This window comes from Rhodococcus opacus (assembly GCF_012396235.1).
Lineage (GTDB): Bacteria > Actinomycetota > Actinomycetes > Mycobacteriales > Mycobacteriaceae > Rhodococcus_F > Rhodococcus_F opacus.
Genome location: NZ_JAAXPA010000005.1, coordinates 146,602 through 170,236 on the forward strand (window position 1 = coordinate 146,602; position 23,635 = coordinate 170,236).

Below are 23,635 nucleotides of genomic sequence, written 5' to 3' on the forward strand. Positions count from 1 at the left end.
GCGGTGGCGGGCATCACTCAATCGGTGCTTCCTCCCGCGGACGTGCAGAGATGTCGCCTCGGAGTAAAGGATTTCCCTATCGTGTCCGCGGTCCGTCCGCTCAGTAGACTCGAGGTGAGCCGAAGGAGGCCGCATTGTCCGATCTCGCGCCGTCCGACTACGAACGACTCGTCGAGTCCCTTCGCTACTGCGTCCTGGTCCATGATGCGGCCACCAAGGACATCCTCTGGGCGAACCGGGCTGCGTCCGAACTGCTCGAGTTCACGGTCGAGGAACTCAAACCGCTCAAGGCGCCCGACATGAGTTCCCCGGCGAAGCGGTACCGCCGGTCGGTGGGACGGCGGTGGCTGCAGGAGGCTGTCGACAACGGGGCGGCGGTCGTCGAATGGACGTATCGCGCGAAGAGCGGGCGAGAAATCCTGACGGAGGCGATCGCGATCCGGGTCGAGTTGAGCGCCCGGACCGTGGTGATGGTGCAGTTCCGCGACATCGAGCAGGAAACGTCGATGCGTCGCGACCTCACCCGCACCGAGGCCGACCTCACCCGCACCGAGGCCCGCCTGGCCGCGTTCCTGCGGAACATGGCCGAAGGAATCCTCGTCCTGGACGACGACAGCCGTATCACGTACGCGAGTGAGGCGGCGTCGCAGCTGCTGAAGGTTCCGGTGGCATCGCTTGTCGGCGAACGCTTCACGGAGTTCTGCCGGGCGGGGCAGTCACGGGAGAGCGTGCGGCGCGCCCTGCAACTGACGACCGCAGACGGGGGCTCCCAGAGCCTGCGCTACGAGGTGGAACTGTCAGCCGAGGAGCGCCGGTGGCATGCGGGGAGCTGCCAGCACATCGGTATCGAGAACGATCTGAGCGGCCACCTGCTGCTCTTCCACGACGTCACCGAACACGTCCGCACCGAGCAGGAGCACGAACGGGACTCGCAGTACCTCAATTACCTGGCCCGCTACAACGCGATGGGCGACATGGCGATGGCCATCGCTCACGAGTTGGCCCAGCCGCTCGCGGCCGCCACCAATTTCATCGCCGGAACGCAGAGCCGCCTCGACGACGGCCGGACCGGTCACGACGAGGTGAGCTGGGGCCTGGGGGAGGCGCGCAAGCAGATCGACCGGGCCAATCAGATCGTCCGGAGTCTGCGTGAATACGTGACGCAACTCGAGGAGTCACAGCAGATCGTCGATCTCAACGACATCGTCGACGAATGCGCGTATTTCATCGACATCCGGGCGCGGCAGAAGGGAGTTCACGTCGAGTACCTCCGTGCGCACGACACGGTTGCCGTCGTGTGCGAACGTGTGCTCACCGGGCAGGTCATCCTGAACCTCTGTTTCAACGCGATCGACGAGATGGCGGAATGGCCGGCAGCCGACCGCATCGTGACGGTACGCACCGACGTCACCGAGACGGAGGGCGTCGTGAGCGTCGAGGACCACGGCAAGGGGCTCTCGCACATCCCGGACGGCCGAATCTTCGACGGCGCGTTCACCTCGAAGTCCACGGGTCACGGAATCGGGCTCGCACTGAGCCACCGCATCATCACCCGCCAGGGTGGGACACTCACCGCACGCGAGAACGATCCGCACGGGGCCGTCTTCACGTTCACGTTGCCCGCCGATCCGAACCACTGAGCGGCCGACCCCCACACGGGTAAAGGTTTCTTGGATTCCGTTGGGCGCGGTCCGGTTCTAGCGTGGTGGGAAACACCACCGCGGCCCGGAGGTACCCCGTGGACTATTCGCATCATCACCGGACATTCCTGACCTGTTACGCCGACACCCACCGCTACGGGTGGCACCACGTCGACCTCTTTGTGCACGACGAGGACGGCAACGAAGTGAACTGGGTCCACTGGCAGACCCGGGAGGACGGACCGGACGGCGCCGACGCGGCTACCGCGCGCGTCGAGCCGAACCTGAGACGGACCACCGACTGGCAACGCGGAATCAGCGCCAACGGAAGCGAGTACTGGATCGCCGAGGCGGCATGGGCTCAGTGAATCGGCAGATCGGGTAGACCGGGGAATGCTCTCGGTAGAGCACGACTGCCTCGATTCGCAGCGCGCCCCCTCCATTGCCTCCACGCCCGGCGTCGCGCGGGTCGATTGTGCCATCGCCATCGCCATCGCCATCGCCATCGCCGCCGCTGCTCACGCGGAGCGCGTCACCGACCGAGATTGCGGCAACAGTTACGGCTCTATGGGTACCGTGCCGACGCGGCGACCGCCGGTATCGAGCACTGCTCCCAGCCGTTTCACGGTCTCCAACGTCACCTCTCGTTCGACAACCGAAAGCTCCGGTTGCTCTCTCCAAGCGGGTTTCGAAAACCTGGAGATCGCCGACGTGGCGCAGCCATACCGTGAGCACGAGATTGGACCGTCCCGTCACTCCGCAGCAGACACGGACCTCGGGGTACTCGACGAGATCACGTCCCACCGTGTCGAGACACTTCGCGGGAACGCGCGCCCAGATCGTGGCGGTGACCGGCCAGCCGTTGAGGACGTGTGCGACTTCGCAACGGACCGAGAGGATTCCCTCACTCACGAGTCGGTCGAGACGCTTTCGCACAGTGGGTGCGCTGACACCGATCTGCTCGGCGAGTTCGACGGCCGACCGCCGCCCGTCGGGAGCGAGGGCCGTCATCAGCCTCTGCTCGTCTGCCCTGGGTGGCCGGGTCATCGTGCCTGTGTCGGGCACGTACGGACTGAGCACGTGCTGTTGCATCGGGCTGAGCGACCCGAGTCGCCACCGCACGCTCTCACCGTAAATGCGCGTCACGATCTTCGTTCGGATTCCGCGAACACCGTCGACGCGACTGAGGTCGTTCCGGATCCACTCGGACAGTGCACGGAGGTCAGCGACCATCACCGTCAGGAACAGGTCTTGTTCACCCGCGACGACCTGAATGCTCGCGACCTGCGGCACCGTCGTCAGCAACGTGGTCACATGCTCGCGTCGAGTGGGTTCGCAGGTCACGTCGACGAATGCGCTGCACTGGGCGTTGAGGAGCGACGGCCCGGGGTACGCGATCACCCATGCCACACCGTCCTGCACGAGTCTGTCCCAGCGCCGGGAGGCGGTGACGGGGCTGACCTGCAACGCCTCGCTCACCGCGCCCCACGGCGCGCGCGGGGCGATCTGCAGCGCGTGAGCGATCTGGTAGTCGATCTCGTCGAGCACCGCCTCATTCTGCATCACGGTCGCGAATATTTTCAGAATCGTCCAATCTCGGCCCTGGTTCGGCTCCGGACCTAAGTTGAGACCACTGCGACAGTCCGCTGCGGGAAATGCTTACTCCCGGTGTGACTCCGACCCAATCGAAGGAGCTGATCGATGCCTGATCAAGAGTTGCCCCAAAGGGGAGAACGATCGTATCGATACGAGTGGTATGTCGTGACGATCTGCATGATCGCGTATGTTTTCTCGTTCGTCGACCGGCAAGTGCTCTCGTTGATGATCGAGCCGATCAAGCACGATCTTCAGCTGAGCGACACGCAGTTCAGTCTGCTCCACGGGCTCGCGTTCTCCCTGTTCTACGCGTTCATGGGAATGCCGATCGCGGTACTCGCCGACAAGCGGTCGCGGCGTGTGATCATCTCGGCGGGCGTGGCCTTCTGGAGTCTGGCAACCGCGCTGTGCGGGTTCAGCAAGAATTTCACCCACATGTTTCTTGCCCGAGTCGGTGTCGGCGTCGGTGAGGCGGCGCTTTCGCCGGCTGCCTACTCGATGTTCAGCGACATGTTCCCCAAGAAGAAACTGGGGCGGGCGTACGGCGTCTACTCCGTCGGTTCGTTCATCGGGGGAGGCACAGCATTCCTCATCGGTGGATATGTCATCAACCTTCTTGCCGGAGTCGACAGCGTGCACGTTCCCCTGCTCGGCTCGATGTTCGGCTGGCAGGTGACGTTCCTGGTGATCGGGCTTCCGGGACTCCTGGTAGCCGTACTGATCTTTTTCACCGTGCGCGACCCTGCCAGGAAGGGGCTGACGCGTACCGCTGACGGGCGGGTGGAGAAGGTGACCCTGCGCAACGCGTTCGCCTTCATCGGTGGGCACCGCAGTACCTTTGCCTGTCACTTTCTCGGGTTCTCGTTCTATGCGATGGTGCTTTTCGCCCTCATGGGGTGGACCCCGGCCTTCTACATACGCCACTTCGAGCTGAGCGCGACCACCGTCGGATACATGCTCGGAGCTGTCGTCCTCGTTGCGAACACCACGGGGGTTGTCTTCGCCGGTTGGTTCATCGACTGGCTGGCGCAGCGAGGGCACACCGATGCCGCTATGCGTGCGGGCGTGGTCGGTGCGGTGGGAATGGCACTGCCCGCGGTGTTCTTCACCCAGGTGTCCGAACTCTGGCAGTCCATTACGCTGCTGTCCGCTGCGATGTTCTTCGCATCGTTCCCGATGCCGGCGTCCACCGCGGCCATGCAGGTGCTCAGTCCGAACCAGGTGCGCGCCCAGATTTCGGCGCTGTTTCTGCTGATATCCAACCTCGTCGGACTGGGTGCAGGAACGACGCTCGTCGCAGTCCTCACCGACCGATACTTCAAGTCGCCGCAACTGGTGGGATCGTCGATGTCGGTCGTCATCGGAATCGCGGTCGTATTGACGGTGGCACTTCTCGGGCGGGGATGCCGCTATTTCCGCGAGAGCGCACGCACCGAGGCGGTAGTGGAATCGATTTTGCTCGACCAGACCGAAATCGGCAATCCCGCGATCGATCCTTCGGTTCGCGGCGTCCGCATTCACTGATCATCCAACCGGTCACGAGATGGCCAGAAGAGGGAGAGCTTCACATGAAGGTTAGCGTTCTCGGTGGCGGTCACGGCTGCTACGCGGCAGCGGCTGCACTCGCGGAGAATGGGCACGAGGTGCGGTTCTGGCGACGGGACCCCCGCGCTCTCGCCGACATCTTGCGTCACGGCGGACTCACTATTCGGGACCACAAGGGGGAGAGGGTAGTTGCTCTCGGTGACACACCGGGCACAATCGCGCCCACCGGTGTTCTGGCCGAGGCGATCTCCGGCGCGGAAGTGGTTGTGATCCCGCTCCCGGCACACACCCACGACGATCTTGCGCCGCAACTCGCGCCGCTGGTCGAGAACGGCCAGGTGGTGTTTCTCCCACCTGGCACGTTCGGAAGCTATCTCTTTGTCAAGGCAATGGCCGATGCAGGCAACCGTCACGATGTCGCATTTGCCGAGACAGGAACGTTGCCGTATCTGGCGCGCAAGCACGGACCAGCCGAGGTCGTGGTGAGTGGGTATGCGACGAGGCTTCCGACGGGGGTCTTTCCGGCCCGCCTCACAGACTCCACCCTGGCGGTCCTACGAGAGGTCTATCCCAGCGTCGAGCCTGTCGAGGACGGGCTGAGCGGTGCTTTGATGAACGCCGGGCCGGTGATCCACCCTCCGCTGATCATGATGAACGCCGGTCCTCTCGAGCATTTCGATGAGTGGGACATTCATAACGAAGGCACGCAGCCGTCCATCAGAAGGGTCACCACTGCGCTGGACCGGGAGCGCATTGCAGTGCGCGAAGCCCTCGGCTACCGAGCGCCGCATTTTCCACTGGCTGACCACTATTCGTCGGACGGAGAGGAGTGGATGTACGGTCGGGCCGCGCACGAGAAGCTGACGGACAGCGGTGACTGGCGTGAGAAGATCGAGTTGGACAGCCACAGATACATGCTCGAAGACACGCGCCTCGGTCTCTCATTCCTGGTGTCGGTGGGCCGGTGGGCAGGTGTGCCGACACCGGTCGCACAGGGACTTCTGAATCTCGCGTCCGCGATCAGCGGAATCGACCTGTACGAGGAGGGTCGCACGCTGGAGGGGCTTGGCCTGTCGCAGCTGTCGCGCGAGGACATGCGCGAACTGCTTCACATCGGAGTACCGGCGTGATGGGACGGGTCCCGCATGTCGCAATCGTCGGTGCGGGACGAATGGGGCAGGGCATTGCGCTCGCGTTCATTCACGGTGGACTATCTGTCGCATTGATCGACATGAAAGTGCGTGAACCCGATGACGAACGGCTGTACTCGGAGCGGGTTCGCCTCGATCTCGACCGGGAATTGTGTGCCAAGATCGACCTGGGGCGGATCACAGCGGAGCAGGCGCGCGAGTCCGCCGGCCGCGTGAGCATCTTCGGCCGGGAGGACGGATTGCAGGCGTTGTCCGATGCGGACGTGGTGTTCGAGAGTGTGCCCGAGGTCATGACTGCCAAAGCCGCTGCATTGAGCTTGATCAGCGACGTTGCCCGGCACGACATTCCCGTGGCATCGACGACGTCGAGTTTCCTCGTCACAGAACTTGCGACGCTGATCGAGGGGCCGCAGCGTTTCCTCAACGCGCACTGGCTCAATCCTGCAGATCTCATGCCTCTTGTGGAGATCAGCAGAAGCGAACAGACAGACGATGCTGTGATCGACGACGTCGTAGGGTTGCTCGAGCGGGTAGGGAAGGTGCCGGTCGTGTGTTCGGCCTCCGCCGGATACATCGTTCCGCGGATTCAGGCGCTCGCGATGAACGAAGCCGCGCGGATGGTCGAAGAAGGAGTGGCGAGCGCCGAAGATATCGACAAGGCTGTCCGCGTCGGCTTCGGCTTGCGATTCGCGGTGCTCGGACTCGTCGAATTCATCGACTGGGGTGGTGGCGACATCCTGTATTACGCGTCGCGGTACCTTGCGGGCATGCTCGGTGATCGATTCGAGGCGCCGGAGATCATTGCCGCGAACATGGCGTCGAGTCGAAACGGTCTCCGCGACGGCCAGGGGTTCTACACCTACGATCCCGATACGGTTGGTGACTACAAGTCCCTTCGCATGAGGGAGTTCTCGGTCCTCCTCGACGAAGTCGGGCTCAGCCCCGAGTACGGAGCAGCCCTTGCTCCGGTGCCGGAGAAGACCCGCCGCGGATAACGGGAGTGGTCCACGACGGTTCCCGCGGAACGGCCCCACATCTGATGTGGGGCCGTTCCGGCTCAGATAGGTAAGCCGACTACGACGCGACACTCGCGGCGACGCGCTGGAACACGACCTCTCCACCCAGCACGGTGGAGACGATCTGCATTGCCGGGATGTCGTGTGGGTCGATGGTCTCGAGGTCGCCGTCGAGGATGCACAGGTCGGCCACCTTGCCGACCTCGAGGGACCCCTTCCAGTCCTCGGCGAAGTCCTGCCAGGCTGCGTTGATCGTGTACGTGCGGACGGCGTCGGCGAGCCCGATGCACTGGTCGGGCCCGCTCACTGCGCCGCTGGCCTTGCTCTCGCGCAGGATCATCGTCGAGATGCCCTGGCGCCAATCGGGCGGTGTGACCGGTGCATCGGAACTGCTCATCAGGTGCACCCCGGATTCGACGGCGCTGCGATACGGCCATTCGTAGGCGGCTCGTTCGGTCCCGACCACCCCGACCTCCAGGTCGGCGATCGTCCACTTGATCGTCGGGTTCATGTTGACGCCGATGCCGTTGTCGGCCAGGCGCTTCAGGGTGGATTCGCTGATGAAGTCGCCGTGGATCAGGTAGTGCCGGGCATCCTCACGGGGGTGCGCATTCTGCGCGGCGATGATTGCGTCGGCGACGGTGTCGATGGCACGGTCACCGGTGACGTGCACACCGATCTGGTAGCCGGACTCGTGGCCGATGCGGACCATCTCGGTCACCTCGTACACCTGACGCTCGTCGGTGTCGCCGCCGACGCAGAGTGAGCCGCAGCCGCCGCCGACGTACTCCTCGTGCATCCACGCGGTCTTGCTCGGCGGGATGCCGTCGGCGAACACCTTCACCCCGAGCACCCGGAACATCCGCGGATCCACCGATTCCGGGACCTCGATGTCCGCCAGGTTCTGTCCGAAATCCTCAGCCGACCCGGACATTCCGGTGGGCAGGAGGAGAAGGTTGACGCGGGCGCCCAGTTCGCCGCGGCGGGCGAGGTCGGCATACACCGCGAGGCCCTCGGCGCCCATCGCGCCACCGGCGAGGGCCTCGCCGCCGGGGCCGATCGCGGGATCGGTGAAGCTGGTGATGCCCTCGCTCTGCAGAATCGAGATCGCCGAGCGGAGTGCCTCCTCCCGGCGCTCCCGGGTGAGGGCCGGGAGAACACGCTGCACCAGCGCCTGCGCACCCTCCATGACGATGCCGGTCAGCAGGCCGTCCTCACCGACGGGCATGAGGCTGCCCGGCGGCAACGGGGTGGTCTCGTCCACCCCGGCGAGCGTGAGCGCCGCGCTGTTCACCCACGACGTGTGGCGCGAGAAGTCCTGCAGGAAAACAGGATTGTTCGGGGACACCTCGTCGAGGTCCCAGCGGGTCGGCGTCCGACCGGCCTCGGCGAGACACTCGTCGAGATACCCGTCGTCCCAGCCGGTTCCGATGATCCACTCGCCGTCCTCGGCCGCGGCGGCGGCCTCCCGCACGAGTTCACGGACGTCCGCGATCGACCGGACAGCCGGGAACGACACGTCCAGCGACAGCGGCGGAGTGTCGAGCCCGTAGGCGATGGCGTGCAGGTGCGAGTCGTTGATTCCCGGGAGGATCGTCTTCCCGCCGAGGTCCGTGACCACGGTGTCCGGCCCGATCAGGGTTTCGATTTCCGCATCGCTGCCCACCGCGTGGACGAGTCCGTCGCGCACCGCGAGGGCGGTGGCGATCGTGAAGTTCTCGTCGACGGTGAAGACCTTGCCGTGGGTGTAGACGGCATCGGCGTAACTCATCGGTTCCTCCAGGTTGCTGTCGGTGGGATGGATGTCAGACGGCCATGGGAGCCATGCCCAGGATCATCAGTGCGGATCCCGTCGCGGCGGTCGTGACGCCGGACCCGTGTTCGGGGCGCGGGGTGGAGCGAAAGAGATGCAGTGTCAACAGTGCCCAGCACACGAGCACAGCGAGAGGGAACCAACCCGTCGAGATCCCTGCGCCACCGTGGTGGTGGCCCGAGGGTGCCGGCGCCGACGCCGTCGAGGCGGGAGCGGACGTCGGGGCCAGGAGCAGTAGCACCCCCATGGCGGTGAGGTCCACCGCGCAGGGAACGGCTGTCCGGCGGTGCATGGTCTCACCGGTGACGAAGACGGCGAGGGCGATGAGGACGGCACCCTCGAGCAGGTGAATCCCCGCCGGCACGCCGGGGATCATCATCGCGACCATGGACACCGCCATCGCACCGTGCGCGATCCGCACCCGGCAGTCCGCTCCGTGCGCCCGCCACATCGGCACGACGGCCCCGACCGCTCCGACGAGCATCGCCGCGTGCACGGCAGGGATCTCGAACATCGTCGAATTCAGATCGTGGGGGTGAGTTCGCGACGCTGCCCGACGTCCGCCCGGCTCTGCCGGGTGACCCGGGCGACGACCAGTCCGGCGACGAAGAACAGAGCGATCACTGCCAGCAGGATGTCCGCGAGCAGTTCCGACCCGCCGATCAGCGTGGTGAAGTTGTCGAGCACCAACCCGGTGACGGCCACCAGACCCACGCATCCGAGCACCGGAGCGATGCGCGTGTGCCAGAGCCGGGTATCCAGCCGGGTGCGGGCGAAGAAGGCGATGATCGCGACGCTGGTGAGCACCATCAGCACCAGGATGCTCACGGTGGCCAGACCTGCCATCCAGGTGAACAGTTCCAGCACCGGGTCCGCGCCGACGAGGGCGAACACCCCCACGACCACCGTCGCGGAGATCGTCTGGGCGACCGAGCCGATATGCGGGGATCCGTGCTTGGTGTGGGTGCGGGACAGTGCGCGCGGAGCGGCGCCCTTGCGGGCCAGGGCGAACACGTACCGGGAGATGGCGTTGTGGAAGGCGAGGAGTGCGGCGAACAGGCTCGTGACGAGCATGATCGCCATGACGTCGGCCGCGGGTCCGCCCAGGAAGTGCGCGGCGGCGGCGAACGTCAGCCCGGCAGTGTCGGCGGCGGCTGCGGCGGAGACGTTGTCGCTGCCGAACGCGAGCACCACGGCCCAGCTCGCCAGCGCGTACACCAGTCCGATGGCGATCACGGCGGCGTACGTCGCGATCGGAATCGTGCGCCGGGGGTTGCGGGCCTCCTCGCCGTAGATCGCGGTCGCCTCGAAGCCGATGAACGACGCGATCGCGAACATCAATGCGACACCGGGGGATCCGCTGAAGAACGACGTCGGGGTGAACGACGCGAAGTCGATACCCGCGGCCCCGCCCCGCACCAGCACGCCGAACGACAGCGCCAGGATGATGCCGATCTCGAGCACGAGGAGCACCCCGAGGACCTTGGCGCCGAGGTCGATGCTGCGGTATCCGAGCACGGCCACGAGTGCGATGAGCACGAGCGCCCACATCCACCACGGCAGGTCGGGTCCGCCGTACTGGACCACGAGGCCCCGAATCGTCGCGGCGGCCAGACCGTACACGGCGGCCTGGATGGCGGTGTAAGTCAGAAGTGCGAGCCCGGCGGCCCCGAGCCCGCAGGATTCGCCCAGCCCCTTGGCGACGTAGGCGTAGAAGGCGCCGGTGTCGACCATGTGGCTGCTCATGGCCGCGTATCCGACGCTGAAGACGAGCAGGACCAGTGCGGCGATGAGATAGGCGGTCGGGGCGCCCGCGCCGTTGCCGATCGCGATCATGACGGGCAGAGCGCCGCCGATCGCGGTCAGCGGTGCGGCCGCGGCGATGACGAGGAAGACGATCCCGACGACGCCGATGGATCCGCGTAACGTGCCGGCTCCCGAACCCGTGGTGGTGTCAGACATCTGTTCCCCCGTCCGCGTGGCAGCTGCCGCCTCCGGTCGCGCAGTGCTTCGACGTCGTGCGGGGAACGTCGAGAGCGGGGTTGCGGTCGAAGAAGCCGTTGGGCTTCAACGTGAATCCGGTGTAGTCGACGGGCATGATCGGCCAGTCCTCCGGTCGCGGGAAGTGCGTGAGGCCGAACGTGTGCCAGACGACGACGTCTTCGTTCTCCAGATCCCGATCGCCGGCCACGAAGCTGGGCAGTCCGGCGCCACCCGCGTGCTGGTTCACGAAATCCCCTGCCGCGTAACGCTCCTTCTCGTCGAACTGGGTGACCCACAGGTGCTTGGTGGCGAACGTCGCCCGCGCCGCGATCGAGGAGTCGTCGTCGGCCAGCAGGATCGGCTGACCCTCCGGGTGGAGTGCGTACGCCACCGGCTTGCCCAGACGGTTCAGCTTGTTCGGGTTGCTGATGTGCCACACGCGTCCGACGCTGTTGTCCGCGAGGCGCTGCGCCTCGGATTCCTTCGTCAGCGGCGTGCGCTCGAGGGTGAACGCGTTTCCGTGCAGGTTCCCGGGGCCCATCTTCACCCGCTTGGTCTGCACCTCCTCGACGGAGTTGCGGTCGCCGTCGATCATCATGTCGAGGCGGGCGCTGAACAAGTGCTGGTGGTACGGGGCGCCGAGGCCGGGGGCGATCTCCGAGGCATACGGGTAGTCGCCGCCCGGATGACCCGACGTGAAGACGACGCCGGTGGCCTTGACCTCGAATTCGATGGTGCCGTCGAGGTACAGGTACCAGAAGAAGCCGTAGTCGTAGTTGCCGATGGTGGTGAAGAAGGAGATGACGAGACGGCGCTGGCGGCGGGTCTCGGCGGAGCCGGCCCACAGGTCGGTGTGCTTCCACAGCACGCCGAAGTCCTCCTCGTGCATGCACACGGCGTTCTTCAGCGTCTTGGGGGTGCCGAACTCGTCGGCGATGACGGCGTCGAAGTAGGTGATGTCGCCGACGCAGTCGCAGCCGAGTTCGAGGGCGTTCGCGTAGCGGCCCACCATGTACTCGCCGGTGTCGAAGTAGTTCTGCCACGACCGGACCGGCGAGGGATCGCCGTAGGGCACCACCATCTCGGCGATGGACGCGCGGTGGATGATCGGGCGGACCCGGTCGCCGTCGGCGAATCCGAGCTGATGGAGGACGAGACCCTCGCGGGCGTCGAAACCGACACGGAACGACCACTTCTCCCAGTCGACGCGGTTGCCGTCGACGACGAAGCTGGGGCCCTCGGGCTGGGTGATCTCGATGGGCTTCTGGGTGGTGCGCAGGGGGCCGGTGACGGCGAGGTCGTCGAAGTTGCCCGATTCCTCGGGGACCGGGACGGCGCCGAGGTCGAGAACGTCGGTGACGGTCCGGTTCATGACGTCGACGAATCCGACGAGCCCGTCGATCGGGTGGGCCCAGGCATGGTCCTTCGGGTGGTCCTGGCGGAACGCGAGCCCCCGGAGGATCCGCGTGCCCGTCTCGCCGGGGTAGTCGAAGACACCCGCGGAGAGGGGAGCGACCCGGACGTCGGCGACGTCGAGTCCGCGGGCGGCGAGCGCGGCGAGCCAGCGTTCGTCGGCGGCCAGCACCTGTTCGACGAGTTCGAACTCCTCGTCCAGGACGGGCATCTGACCGTCGCGGACGGCGTCGAGGGTCACCGAGCTGATCACCGACCGCTGGGTCACGGACACGACGACGTCCACCGCGTTCGGCGACGAGATGTCGTGCAGCAGAACGCGGAAGCGGCGATCGGTCTCGGGGGCCTCCGCCGTGTACAGCGTCGACTTGTCCGGTTCCTCGAGGCCGACGTAGACGAATCTCGTCTGCTCGGTCAGCGCGTCGGCGGCCTCGAGGATCTCGCGCAGGGAGGCGATTTCTTCGACGGTCGGCAGCGACAGCGGGTGGTCGATACGCGCAGGGGAAAGGGTGGGCATGTCGCGATCCTTTGGTTCTACGGGTGTTGAATAAAAAGCTTAGTGACGTACGTTACAGCCGAGGTGCCCTCGTGTAAACAGTGAGTTTCGCGCCCGAACATACTGACCGTTCGGTCAATAATGCCGAGCTAACAGATTCCGGGGCAACGTTTTTGGTCGAGCCGCGGCCGGCTCAGAGTGCGGCGACGAACTGCTCGAGCATCTCCAGCTGACGTGCCGCCGACGTTTCGCCCGGCGTGAGGACACCCAGAATCTGCATGCCCATCATCATGTTGAGGAGTTGCTCGACCACGATGCTGACGTCGATGTCGCCGACGGAGCCCTCCTCGCGCGCCTGATCCAGGAAGATCGCCATCTGCTCACGCCAATTGTCCATCGTCCGGCGGTTGGTCGCGGCCATCTGCTCGTCGTACATGGCCCGCGGCCACAGCGAGGCGGCGATCCGCGCCTCGAGGAGTTGCTCCTCGTTGATCGGCATCACTTCGCGGCAGAGGATGCGCAGCGCGTCGAGCCCGGTCGCGTCGCCGAGCGCCTCGGCGATCCGGCGGTCGGTGGCCTCGGAGATGTGCTCGTACGACGTCCGGAGGATCTCGTCCTTGCCGGCGAAGTAGTGACTCAGGGCGCCGTTGGTGTAGCCGGCCTCGGTGGCGATGTCGCGCATGTTGGCGGCGTCGATACCGCGGGCGGCGATCAGCCGCCAGGCGGCGGCGGTGATGCTTCGCCGACGTTCGTCGTGATCCACGAGCTTAGGCACGATACGTACCTGCCCCACCAGCGATCATGCGACCACGGTATCAATGAGCTCCGCCGAGATTGAGAACGACCACTCCCGAGACGACGAGACCGGCGACGATCGCGGCAATCAGGAACACGTACGGCATGGGACAGGGAACCATGCCGGGAGCGGAGAGGCGTGCAGCGCCCAACCGCTCCCGACTGTGCCGATCTACGAGTACATGATGACGCCGCGGACGTTCTCGGCCTTCCGCATCGCCTCGTAGCCGTCGTTGATCTGATCGAGTGTGTATGTCCTCGTGATCATCTCGTCGAGCTTCAGCTGACCCTCCATGTACAGGCGCAGCAGATGAGGGATGTCGAACCGGATGTTCGCGTTGCCGAACCACGCGCCTTTGAGGGTCTTGCGCATCGCCGTCAGATCGAACAGGTTCAGGTCGACGTCGTTCTGCGTGACGTCGCCGACCGACACGTGGACGCAGGTGCCGCCCTTGGCCACCAGGCTCATCGCCGGGGCGATGATGCGGCCACTCGCATTCGCGACGGTGATGAGCACCTTGTCGGCGAGCTGGCCCCACGTCAGATCCTGGAGGAGCGGCAGCGCCTCGTCGATGCTCGCCGCGGTGTGGGTCGCGCCGAAGATCTTGGCCTGCTCCCGCTTGAATTCCGACGGGTCGACGACCACGACGTGCCGCGCCCCGGCGAGCGCTGCGCCCTGGACCGCCCCGCACCCGACGCCGCCCATGCCGATCACGACGACGGTCTCACCGGCCTGGACGCCGGCCGCGTACACCGACGACCCCCAGCCGGTGGTGACGCCGCAGCCGACCAGCGCCGCCTTGTCGAGGGGAATGTCCTTCGTGATCTTGACGCACGACGCCTCGTTGACCACCGTGTACGGCGAGAACGTCCCGATCAGGCACTGGATGGCGGCGTCCTTGCCGCGAACGTGATGCCGCGCCGTGCCGTCCGAGATCTGCCAGCCCTCGAGCAGGTGGGCTCCCAGGTCGCAGATGCTGGATTGGCCGGTCGCGCACTGCCGGCACCGGCCGCACGCGGGGATGAATCCGAGAGCGACGTGATCGCCCTTCTCGATGCTGGTGACACCGGGCCCGACCTCGAGCACGACTCCGGCGCCCTCGTGGCCACCGATGAACGGGTAGTACTCGAGCGGCAGGCTGCCGTCCCGGACATGCTCGTCCGAGTGGCACATCCCCGACGCCGCCAACTGCAGAAGCACTTCTCCCTTCTTCGGCGGGTCGAGTTCCAGTTCTTCGATCTGCCACGGCTGACCGGGTTCCCACAGCACTGCTGCCTGGGTCTTCATAAGTCCTGCTCCTGTCCGACGACGTCGATGCGGTGGGGGTCAGAGGATGATCGTGACGACCTTCTCCTCGGTGTTGGCTTCGATTCCGGCCCAGCCGAGTTCGCGGCCGGTGCCGCTGGTCTTCATGCCGCCCCAGGGCAGGGCGGGGTCGATGGGTGCCCAGCCGTTGACCGCGACCGCTCCGGCGCGGACCTTGCCGGCGAGGGTGTGGGCGTGGGACACGTCGCGCGTCCAGATGGAGGCGGCGAGCCCGTAATCGGTGGCGTTGGCGATCGCGATCGCCTCGTCGGTGGTGTCGAACGCGATGACGGTGCCGACGGGGCCGAAGATTTCTTCTCGCGCGATCTTCATGTCGTTGTTCGCGTCCGCGAAGATGGTCGGCTGGACGAAGAACCCGTCCCCGTCCGGGCGGCCACCGCCGGCGGCGACCCGTGCGCCTTCGCTGCGTCCGGCCTCGATGTAGCCGAGGACGGTGTCACGCTGCTTCGCGTTCACCAGGGCGCCCATCGTGGTGGCCGGATCGAACGGGTCGCCGAGGACCTGCGCGGCAGCGGCGGCGGCGAGACCGTCGACCACCTGCGAGTACAGCGAGCGGTGCACCAGGATGCGGGTGCCCGCGGCGCAGACCTCGCCCTGGTTGAAGAACAGTCCCATCGCGGTGCCGTTGATGGCGGCCTCGAGGTCGGCGTCGGGGAGGATGATCTGCGGGGACTTGCCGCCGAGTTCGAGGGTGGTGCGCTTGAACGTGTCGGCGGCGCGCTTGGCGATGATCCGGCCGACGCGGGGGCTGCCGGTGAAGCTGATCTTGTCGACGCCGGGGTGGCCGGCGAGCGCGTCGCCCGCGACCTCGCCGAGGCCGGGCACGATGTTGACGGTGCCCGCGGGCAGTCCGGCCTCCTCCAGCAGCGTCGCGAGGTGCAGGATCGACAGCGGTGCGTCCTCCGGTGGCTTGACCACCAGGGTGTTCCCGGCAGCGAGCGCGGGGGCGATCTTCCATGCCGAGATCATCAACGGGGTGTTCCACGGGACGATCGCGCCGATCACGCCGACCGGTTCGCGGACGGTGTACGAGTGGGTGGGCTGGCCGAAGTAGCCGGCGGTCGGGATGGACTGGCCGGTGATCTTGTCGGCCCAGCCGGCGAAGTGCCGGAACGTGCCGGCGGCCATCGGGATGTCGAGCATGGTGGGCTGGCCGACGGGCTTGCCGACGTCGAGGGCCTCGAGCCGGGCCAGGATCTCGCCGTCGCGTTCGATGAGATCGGCGACCTTGTTCAGGATTCGTCCGCGGGCGGCGCCGGGCAGTGAACCCCATTCACCGTTCAGCTGCGTGCGGGCGGCCCGGACCGCGTCGTCGATGTCCTGCGCGGTGCCGGACGCGATCTGGGCGAGGGGGCGACCGGTGGCCGGGTTCAGATCCGTGAACGTCCCGCCGTCCGACGCCGCGCGCCACTGCCCGCCGATGAACAACTCGGTCGCGGTTCCATCAGGAAGTCCTGTGGCACTGACGTTCTCGTGTACTGCGGTCATAGCGTCAACTCTCCCGGTGGTGTTGTGATGGCTGTCACAAGCATGCGGGCGCGGGCGCGGCGTCGTCTTGCACGCATGCGCATGGTTGTTGCTCGTATGCGCACCGATTCACCGTCCGGCGTAGTGAGTCGCGGTTTCCTGACAGTAAACGGCGCTGCTACGATGCGGACGTGACCACTCGACCCGAGACCGAGGTCCACCGCGACACGGGAGACCCAGCGCCCGTCGAGCGTGAGGTGCCGTCCGATACGCCGACCGGGCCCGATCTCGAGAAGGTGATCGCCAGGCAGGTGCGGTCGCTTCGTAAAGCCAGTGGACTCTCCGTGGGGGACATGGCGGCCAAAGTCGGAATCTCGAAGGCCATGCTGTCGAAGATCGAGAACTCGCAGACCTCGTGCAGTCTGTCGACGCTGGCGCGTCTGGCGGCCGGACTCGACGTGCCCGTGACCTCCCTGTTCCGGGGTGCCGACACCGCACGCGACGCCGTGTACGTCGAGGCGGGCCACGGTGCGGTCATCGTCGGGCGAGGCACCCGGGTGGGGCACCACTACGAACTTCTCGGCGCACTGCGCGGGCAGCACAAGCGACTCGAGCCGGTTCTGGTCACGCTCACCGACTCCAGCGAGACGTTTCCGCTGTTCCAGCACGCCGGCACCGAGCTGCTCTACATGCTCGAAGGTGTCATGGTCTACGGGCACGGTGAAGCCGAGTACACGCTGCGGCCGGGGGATTCGCTGCTGCTCGACGGTGAAGGTCTGCACGGGCCCAACGATCTCGTGCGGTTGCCCATCCGGTTCCTCGCCGTCACGGCGTACCCGGACCATCACGAGGACTGACGGCAGAATCGGGATTTCGACCTTCCTTCGCCCCCGCGCCGGCGCGTAGAGTGGCGGATGGTTCGAAAGGTTGTGGTTACCGTGATATCGACAGTTCAGATAGCGTCCGAAGAGAAGGCCGCGCTGCCCTTCGACCGCCTCGAGCCGGTTCACCTGGCCACCGCGGGCACGATCGGTCTCTACTATTTCGACTACGGGACCGATGCGCGGATGAACCCGAACGATCCCGGCGATTTCTACGTCGTTCAGATCCCTCTGTCGGGTACGGCCCGAATCACCTCTGGCGCAGAGGAGTTCGATTCGACGATGTCGGTCGCGTCGATTCTGCAGCCGGGCCGCCCGGCAACCATGCAGTGGCACGAAGGGCAGACTCAGCTGATCATCCGACTCGCGCGCCAAAGCCTCGAGGAGCACTTGCAGGAGATTCTCGGCAGCCCACTCGTCGAACCACTGCGATTCGAGCCGCAGATGGAACTCGGAAGACCCGCGATCCGTGGGTGGCGTGAGGCGGTCGAACTACTGGAGCACGAAGTGACGAATCATGCCTCGATTACTGCCGATTCGGCTGCCATGCAGGAATTCGACCTGATCGTGCTGAGTCAGTTCCTTTCGGCCCAGCCGAACAACTACAGCGCGAGGCTTCGGGGTCTGGCTCAGAGCCTGACCTAGCTGGGACACAGGCAGTGGCCCTGCCCCCACAGCATTCCGCGGGGCTGGGCCACTGCCTGTGTCGGACGCTGGATCAGGCCTTCGCGGGGTCCGCCGCCCTGGTCGTGATCGCTTCTGCACCGAGCACCGCGTCGGTGCCGTGCTTCGAGGCGCCGGTCAGGCCGACGGCATCGAGCACGTAGGCCGTCTCGCCGTGGACGGAGACGTCGAGACCGTCGTATTCGCTTTCCTGGTCGGCGCGGATGCCCATGAATTTCTTCAGTGCGAGGACGATCACCAGCGTGACCGCGAAGGAGTACGCGAGAACGGCTGCCACGGCGACACATTGGCGCCACAGCACGTCGACGCCACCACCGTAGAAGAGTCCCGTCGCACCGCTGGGAGCGGCCGGATCCGCGAGGAAACCGATCAGAACGGTACCGAGGATGCCGCCGACCAGGTGCACGCCGACGACGTCGAGTGCGTCGTCGTAGCCGAGCCGGTACTTCCAGGAGACCGCGAAGCAGCAGACCGCGCCGGCCGCGCCTCCCACGACCAGCGCGCCGAGGGGTGAGACGGCGCCACAGGCCGGCGTGATGGCGACCAGCGCCGCGATCAGACCCGACGCGGCGCCCAGCGACGTGGCGTGGCCTTCGCGCAGTTTCTCGACGACCAGCCAGGCGCAGATGCCGGCGCACGACGCGGCGACCGTGTTGAGGATGACGACGGACGCACTGTTTCCGGCGGAGAGAGCCGAGCCACCGTTGAACCCGAACCAACCGAAGAACAGGATTCCTGCGCCGAGCATGGTCAGGGGAAGGCTGTGCGGGCGCGGCGAGACGGGGAACGTCTTGCGGGCCCCGAGGACCAGGACGACCGCGAGAGCGGCAACGCCGGCATTGATGTGCACGGCCGTGCCGCCGGCGAAGTCGACGGCGCCGAGGGTGTTTGCGATCCATCCACCGATCACCGATCCGTCCTCGGAGTCGAACGCGAAGACCCAGTGTGCGATCGGGAAGTAGACGAACGTGGCCCACAGTCCGGCGAACACCATCCAGGCACCGAACTTCATCCGGTCGGCCAGCGCTCCGGAGATGAGCGCGACGGTGATGCCGGCGAACAACAGCTGGAATCCGGAGACCAGGGCGGGCGGCAGTCCGGGTTCGGCGGGGGCCTCCAGTAATGAACTGGAGCCGAAGTACTCGAGGGGGTCGCCCAGGATGCCGAGACCGCCGAGGGAGTTACCCAGCACGGCGGAGTAGCCGAACACGATCCACAGCACGCCGACGACGGCGAACGCGCCGAACGTCATCATGGCCATGTTGAGGGTGTTGCGCACGCTGACCATTCCGCCGTAGAACATTGCCAGGCCCGGCACCATGAGGCTCACTGCCGTGAAGGCCGCAAGAACCCAGGCGGTGTCGGCCGCAGCGACTGCTTCGTTCATAGTCGTCCACCTTGATCGAGGATGGCGCGACACTTGTCGTGTCCGCCTTTGGGAATCAATGTCTAGTGTCAGTGAACCAAAGCGGAGATTGCGGAAATGGTTCGCCGCGTGACAACTGCGTAACGGAATTCGGCGTGCGCCTGCGTGCCGATGTGCGAAACAAAGTATCTTGGCAGTGAACTCTCTAGGTGAGGAGAAGGAGTGACCACAGTTCGCGAGGCCCGCATCATCCGGCGCTCGGATCGCCGGACCACCCCATGGGCCAACGGCGCGGGCACCACTGCGGAGATCGCCGCCGGTGCCGCGTCCCGGTGGCGCTTCAGCGTCGCGACGCTCGACGCGGGCTCGACTTTCTCGCCGTTTCCCGGGGTGGATCGGATATTCACGGTGATCGGCTACCAGCCCGTGTCACTCGACTTCGGCGGCGGCCCCACCGTGATTCCGCGCCTGAGTCCGACGGCCTTCGCCGGTGAGCGCGGCCCCGACTGCGTGGCGGAAGGGCCGACCGAGGCGTTCAACGTCATGGTCCACAGGACCACCACCGCGGCCTCCGTGAACATCGTCGACATCGGAGCGGCGCGGGACGTGACCGCCGACGGACGGCTGGCCGCTCTCGCCCTGGTCCTCGGTGGGCGGCTGACGACGGACCTCGGTCTCGTCGAGCCGGGCGACTGCCTCCTCGTCGAGCGGGGGTCGGTGCGCGTCTCCGGACCGGCGTCGGTCGTGGTGGCGGAGATCCTCGACCGCACGTGAGTGGCAAAGCGTGCCGGGGCGCACTTTGCCACTCACGTGCCGGGTTACCTCGCGGTCGACAGAATCCGGCATAGTCGCCCGATCGCGCGCTCGGTCGCGGGACGATCCTTCGCGATCAGCTGGTGCATGATGAATCCCTCGATCGCCGAGTACACCAGCAGGGTCAGGTCTTCGTCGGCGGTGATGCCCAGCCGGGTCAGTGCCTGCGACGTCGCCTCGATGTACGTGGCGTACAGCAGTTTCACGTGCGGGTCGAGGCGTGGCGTGCGCCGGGACTCGAGCATCAACTCGTACTGGAAGACCTGGAGGTCGGGGTCGCGGGCGACGAGGTCGGTGAGGTGTTCGACGAAGTGGTCGAGCGACGATCCGGCGGCGATGTCGGCGAAGACGCTCGCGCTCTTGTCCAGTGCGTAACGGAGTGCGGCGTCGACGAGGGCGTCCGTCGATCCGACACTGTGCAGGACGCCCTCGTCCGAAACGCCGGCCTCACGGGCGACGGCCTGGGTCGTCAGACCGCGCAGGCCGTCGCGGGCGATCACGGAGACCGTCGCGAGAACGAGGTCGAGAGCCTGATCGCTCTGGGATGCCGACCTCCGCGGCCGCCCGTCGGCCAGCGTCACGGTGCGACATTCCCATGGGTCAGCAGCCATCTCATGCCGGGTTCCCGGGTGCGGCTGATGCCCTTGTATTCGGCCATGTCCACCGGGAGGTCCTCGAGTACCCGGTACAGCCGATCGCCCCACTCCGGAACGGATGCGACGTCCCGGAACGAAAGCAGATACGTCCGGATCAGGAACATGACGGTGCCGGAGTGCGCGAGCCGGATCAGATGCTGCACTTCGGTTCTCAGGAACAGGCGGTCCCCGACCTCGTCCAGCGGACCGTCGGCGAGGGTGCGCCGGTCCTTCCCCCACCGGGGATAGGTCTCGGTCGAGGTGTCGAGTTTGCCGTCCACGGTCAACGACCAGTTGGTGCGCCGGTAGCTCTGGCCGGGCTCGAGCCGCATCAGGAAGTTGTGTGCGCGGGTGATGATCTTCTCGCTGTGAATTCGCGGGACGGGGCCGTGAATTTCGAGGAAGCTCATGCCCACGTCGAATCCGAAGGACCAGTCCGCCGCGAACGTCACCAGTCCGGCGTCGCCCCACAATTCGCCCTCACGCTGGTCGAGCAGCACGACGTCTTCCTGGATCTGGCCGCAGATGTATACCAGCGGCGGCGCCGGCAACGTGTCGAGATCGCCGAACACGAAGCTGTGCTCGATCCCGAGGAGGTCGTTCTTCCAGAACCAGCTGCCCTCGCGCCGTTCGAGGGTCATGGTGCCGGGGTATTCGTCGGCGAGCATGCGCATCAGCGTGAGCATCGCGTCCCACGCGGCGGGGACCATGTGGGGCAGGCACTGGTGCCGCGACGGATCCTCGGCCAGGATGCGCTCGCGTTCGGCGAGTTCGCGGTGGTAGTCGGCGTCGATGGCGATGCGGGTCTCACCCCAGCTGCCGGTGGCGGTGTCGGTCGAGTGTCCGGCCGGTTCGACGTTGGTGCTGTAGCGGTACTGGTCGCGGGGAAAGGGGAACGGAAAGCGCGCGATGTGGTCGGCGCGCGAGTCGGTGGTTGTCACAGATCCAGCTCCAATCGGTCTCCTGCGGAACGTGATACGCACGGCATGATCGAATCTCCGGAGGCCTTCTCCTCCTCGGTGAGGAAGAGGTCGCGGTGTTCGATCTCACCGCCGCGAACCGGCAACCGGCATTCGCCGCACACACCCTGTCGGCAGAGGTTCGGAACGTTGATTCCCTTGTCCAGCAACGCTTCGAGGAGACTGGTTCCCGAGGGCACGGGCACGATCATTCCGGTGCGCCCGAGCGTGGCGGCAAAGGGCGCCCCCTCGGGCAGCGGGCCCGCCCCGAACGCCTCCGAGTGCACGCGCCCCGGCGGCCAGCCGCAGTCGCGGGCCCACTCGGCCACCGCCGCGATCATCGGCGCGGGACCGCACGTGTAGACGTGGGTACCGAGTGGCTGGTCCGCCAGCTTCGGGATAAGTTGGTCCGCGAGTTCTCCGGGCGTGGAGACCGTGATCATCCGGTCACCGCACAGCGCCGCCAACTCGTCGGCGTGCGCTCCCGACTGGTCGCGGAAAGAGTAGATCACTTCGAACGAACGACCCCACTCGAGCGCGGCCCGGACGTGCGACAGGATCGGTGTGACGCCGATTCCACCCGCGACCAGCAGGTGGTGCCGAGCATTGAGCACGGGCGCGAACGCACTCCGCGGAAGGCTCACACGGATGCGCTGATCCGGCTGGAGGTCGTGGACCCAGCGCGAACCCCCGTGGCCGTTCTCGTCGAGCCGGACCGAGATCGCGTAGTGGTCCGGCTCGATCGAGGGGCCGGTGAGCGAGTAGGAATTCTGCCGACCCTCGGCCCAGGTGACGGCGATGTGGCTGCCCGGGGTGAACGACGGCAGGGTGCGGCCTGCCGGGTCCGCGAGGACGACGTGACGGATGCCCGGACACAGCAGCCGTGCCTCGCGCACTGTCAGGGTGAGCCCTCCGGTGATGCTCTCGCCCGCAACTGTTTCGAGGGCCGTGGTCATGGCAGTTCCTCCGAGTCGGCTCGATATCCCAGGTAGGCGCTGTGGCGTCGGGAGTAGTGGTAGTAGACGGTGAGTTCGGCGGAACAACCGGCGCACGGTGTCCGGCCGCCGATGGCGACCGGCACCGAGGGCGACGTGGTATGGCAGTGCGCGCAGAACACGTCGCGCACCGGGGCGTCGGGGGCGATGATCGCGGCGATCTCGGCGGGCAACGCGCCCGCGGAGATCAGCCGGGCACGCACCGCTCCCACCATGCGCTCGGGGCCCGCCACGACGAACCGCCACCCGATGCGCGCCTCGGACAGCAGTTCGCCGAGCCCGCCGAACCCGGATCCGGCCCCGTCGTCCACGATCACCGTGCGAGTGGGAACGGGCGCCACGCGCTCGGACAGCTCACGGATGACCTGTGCGCCGACCGAGCGCTCCGAGACCAGTACGTAGCGGGTGACGAGAGCGCCCGCTCCGAGGTCGTCGACGGCCGAGTAGTCGGATCGCCACCGTGGGACGCTGGTCGACCTCATCGATACCGTCATCGCGGATCAGGGAGCGAAGGAACGGTGGCCGACGAAGTAGGCCAGTGCGCGGTCGGGGGTGGTGAAGCGGATACGCGAGCCCCTGGGGAAGAAGATCGCATCCTTCGCCTTCGCCACCTCGACCTGGCCGGTGTCGAGGTTCTCGAGGGTGAACTCCCCTTCGAGGACGACCTTCATCTCGTCGTAGGCGTAGTAGTAGTCGAGCGGGGCGTCGGTGCGCTGGAGTTCGAAGTAGCCGGCCGACATCTCCGAGCCGTCCGGGTTGGCGAAGACGTCGTCGATGTACCCCTTGGTGCCCGGGTACTCCGAGACCGGCATCTGAGGCAGGTTCTCGTGGAATCCAGCGGTGACGCGGAACGGGACGGCGGTGGGCTTGTCGGTCGTGGTCATGGGTTCTCCCTGAAGGTGTGGTGAGTTGGGTCCGCGACCTCCTCTGCATGAAACGAGGAGTAGCAACAGGAAACCACACGACGTATTTCGATGACGTAAATCAATCGGACAGAGCCGGAAACGTGCAGATCAGAGCGAGGATATTTATTGAAAGAGCGTTTGAACGCCGTAAATTG

The 23,635-nt window shown here is 66.3% G+C and carries 22 protein-coding genes; 8 read left to right on the forward strand and 14 right to left on the reverse strand.

The features are described from left to right. The first annotated feature begins 134 nt into the window (after positions 1-134). Positions 135-1,640, forward strand: coding sequence for a PAS domain-containing sensor histidine kinase (locus HGB39_RS08310; protein WP_005574576.1), 1,506 nt, complete (start codon positions 135-137; stop codon positions 1,638-1,640). A gap of 98 nt (positions 1,641-1,738) precedes the next feature. Then, the gene (locus HGB39_RS08315; protein ID WP_043793924.1) at positions 1,739-2,008 is read left to right on the forward strand and encodes a hypothetical protein; all 270 of its coding nucleotides are present in this window, start codon (positions 1,739-1,741) and stop codon (positions 2,006-2,008) included. Here HGB39_RS08315 and HGB39_RS08320 read toward each other — a convergent pair. Further along, on the reverse strand, positions 1,956-3,203 hold the full coding sequence (locus HGB39_RS08320; RefSeq protein ID WP_005574574.1) for an Lrp/AsnC family transcriptional regulator: 1,248 nt from the start codon (positions 3,201-3,203) through the stop codon (positions 1,956-1,958). The genes HGB39_RS08315 and HGB39_RS08320 overlap by 53 nt on opposite strands. Before the next feature lie 210 nt (positions 3,204-3,413). Here HGB39_RS08320 and HGB39_RS08325 point away from each other — a divergent pair, with 210 nt between their 5' ends. The 3 genes from HGB39_RS08325 to HGB39_RS08335 are packed head-to-tail and all read left to right on the forward strand — an operon-like array spanning position 3,414 to position 6,927. Then, positions 3,414-4,760 (forward strand): spinster family MFS transporter, encoded by a 1,347-nt coding sequence (locus HGB39_RS08325; RefSeq protein ID WP_205627330.1) that lies wholly within the window; start codon positions 3,414-3,416, stop codon positions 4,758-4,760. A 44-nt stretch (positions 4,761-4,804) separates the two neighbouring features. Continuing rightward, the gene (locus HGB39_RS08330; protein ID WP_054245634.1) at positions 4,805-5,911 is read left to right on the forward strand and encodes an NAD/NADP octopine/nopaline dehydrogenase family protein; all 1,107 of its coding nucleotides are present in this window, start codon (positions 4,805-4,807) and stop codon (positions 5,909-5,911) included. After that, entirely contained in the window at positions 5,911-6,927 is a 1,017-nt protein-coding gene (locus tag HGB39_RS08335; protein WP_005564749.1) for a 3-hydroxybutyryl-CoA dehydrogenase, read from the forward strand. Before HGB39_RS08330 ends, HGB39_RS08335 begins: the two co-directional genes overlap by 1 nt. A gap of 79 nt (positions 6,928-7,006) precedes the next feature. Here the strand turns inward: HGB39_RS08335 and HGB39_RS08340 are convergent, their stop codons facing one another. The 7 genes from HGB39_RS08340 to styD form a co-directional block, all read right to left on the reverse strand. Continuing rightward, the gene (locus tag HGB39_RS08340; RefSeq protein WP_064080433.1) at positions 7,007-8,719 is read right to left on the reverse strand and encodes an amidohydrolase; all 1,713 of its coding nucleotides are present in this window, start codon (positions 8,717-8,719) and stop codon (positions 7,007-7,009) included. Between the two features lie 34 nt (positions 8,720-8,753). Next, entirely contained in the window at positions 8,754-9,275 is a 522-nt protein-coding gene (locus HGB39_RS08345; protein WP_064080434.1) for a hypothetical protein, read from the reverse strand. An 8-nt stretch (positions 9,276-9,283) separates the two neighbouring features. Then, positions 9,284-10,723, reverse strand: coding sequence for an APC family permease (locus tag HGB39_RS08350; protein ID WP_005569840.1), 1,440 nt, complete (start codon positions 10,721-10,723; stop codon positions 9,284-9,286). Further along, on the reverse strand, positions 10,716-12,674 hold the full coding sequence (locus tag HGB39_RS08355) for a primary-amine oxidase (RefSeq protein WP_005569842.1): 1,959 nt from the start codon (positions 12,672-12,674) through the stop codon (positions 10,716-10,718). Before HGB39_RS08355 ends, HGB39_RS08350 begins: the two co-directional genes overlap by 8 nt. A 172-nt stretch (positions 12,675-12,846) precedes the next feature. Continuing rightward, the gene (locus tag HGB39_RS08360; RefSeq protein ID WP_005569844.1) at positions 12,847-13,416 is read right to left on the reverse strand and encodes a TetR/AcrR family transcriptional regulator; all 570 of its coding nucleotides are present in this window, start codon (positions 13,414-13,416) and stop codon (positions 12,847-12,849) included. Positions 13,417-13,620: 204 nt separating this feature from the next. After that, positions 13,621-14,736, reverse strand: a complete 1,116-nt coding sequence (locus HGB39_RS08365) for an NDMA-dependent alcohol dehydrogenase (RefSeq protein WP_005569846.1) — start codon at positions 14,734-14,736, stop codon at positions 13,621-13,623. 39 nt (positions 14,737-14,775) lie between these two features. Then, complete coding sequence (gene styD, locus HGB39_RS08370; RefSeq protein WP_005255982.1) at positions 14,776-16,263, reverse strand: phenylacetaldehyde dehydrogenase StyD; 1,488 nt, start codon at positions 16,261-16,263, stop codon at positions 14,776-14,778. 170 nt (positions 16,264-16,433) lie between these two features. On the opposite strand from styD, the gene relB reads away from it, so the two are divergent. Beyond that, positions 16,434-17,099 (forward strand): type II toxin-antitoxin system RelB family anti-toxin, encoded by a 666-nt coding sequence (relB, locus tag HGB39_RS08375; RefSeq protein ID WP_005255983.1) that lies wholly within the window; start codon positions 16,434-16,436, stop codon positions 17,097-17,099. Between the two features lie 57 nt (positions 17,100-17,156). Then, entirely contained in the window at positions 17,157-17,768 is a 612-nt protein-coding gene (locus tag HGB39_RS08380) for a cupin domain-containing protein (RefSeq protein WP_052024030.1), read from the forward strand. 73 nt (positions 17,769-17,841) lie between these two features. Here HGB39_RS08380 and HGB39_RS08385 read toward each other — a convergent pair whose 3' ends face one another. Beyond that, positions 17,842-19,194, reverse strand: coding sequence for an ammonium transporter (locus tag HGB39_RS08385; protein WP_005569849.1), 1,353 nt, complete (start codon positions 19,192-19,194; stop codon positions 17,842-17,844). Positions 19,195-19,395: 201 nt separating this feature from the next. Here HGB39_RS08385 and HGB39_RS08390 point away from each other — a divergent pair, with 201 nt between their 5' ends. Further along, positions 19,396-19,947: a HutD/Ves family protein gene (locus HGB39_RS08390; protein ID WP_005569850.1), complete on the forward strand. Its 552-nt coding sequence runs from the start codon at positions 19,396-19,398 to the stop codon at positions 19,945-19,947. A 44-nt stretch (positions 19,948-19,991) separates the two neighbouring features. Here HGB39_RS08390 and HGB39_RS08395 read toward each other — a convergent pair whose 3' ends face one another. From HGB39_RS08395 to HGB39_RS08415, 5 genes are read right to left on the reverse strand one after another with little or no spacing between them, the layout of a single operon-like run. Further along, complete coding sequence (locus tag HGB39_RS08395; protein ID WP_005569851.1) at positions 19,992-20,567, reverse strand: TetR/AcrR family transcriptional regulator; 576 nt, start codon at positions 20,565-20,567, stop codon at positions 19,992-19,994. After that, the gene (locus HGB39_RS08400) at positions 20,564-21,562 is read right to left on the reverse strand and encodes a heme-dependent oxidative N-demethylase family protein (RefSeq protein ID WP_005569852.1); all 999 of its coding nucleotides are present in this window, start codon (positions 21,560-21,562) and stop codon (positions 20,564-20,566) included. Before HGB39_RS08400 ends, HGB39_RS08395 begins: the two co-directional genes overlap by 4 nt. After that, on the reverse strand, positions 21,559-22,536 hold the full coding sequence (locus tag HGB39_RS08405) for a PDR/VanB family oxidoreductase (protein WP_005569853.1): 978 nt from the start codon (positions 22,534-22,536) through the stop codon (positions 21,559-21,561). The genes HGB39_RS08400 and HGB39_RS08405 overlap by 4 nt, the downstream gene beginning before the upstream one ends. Continuing rightward, entirely contained in the window at positions 22,533-23,069 is a 537-nt protein-coding gene (locus tag HGB39_RS08410; RefSeq protein WP_043791430.1) for a dimethylamine monooxygenase subunit DmmA family protein, read from the reverse strand. The genes HGB39_RS08405 and HGB39_RS08410 overlap by 4 nt, the downstream gene beginning before the upstream one ends. Positions 23,070-23,075: 6 nt before the next feature. Then, positions 23,076-23,459, reverse strand: coding sequence for a cupin domain-containing protein (locus HGB39_RS08415; RefSeq protein WP_005250830.1), 384 nt, complete (start codon positions 23,457-23,459; stop codon positions 23,076-23,078). Between the last annotated feature and the right edge of the window lie 176 nt (positions 23,460-23,635).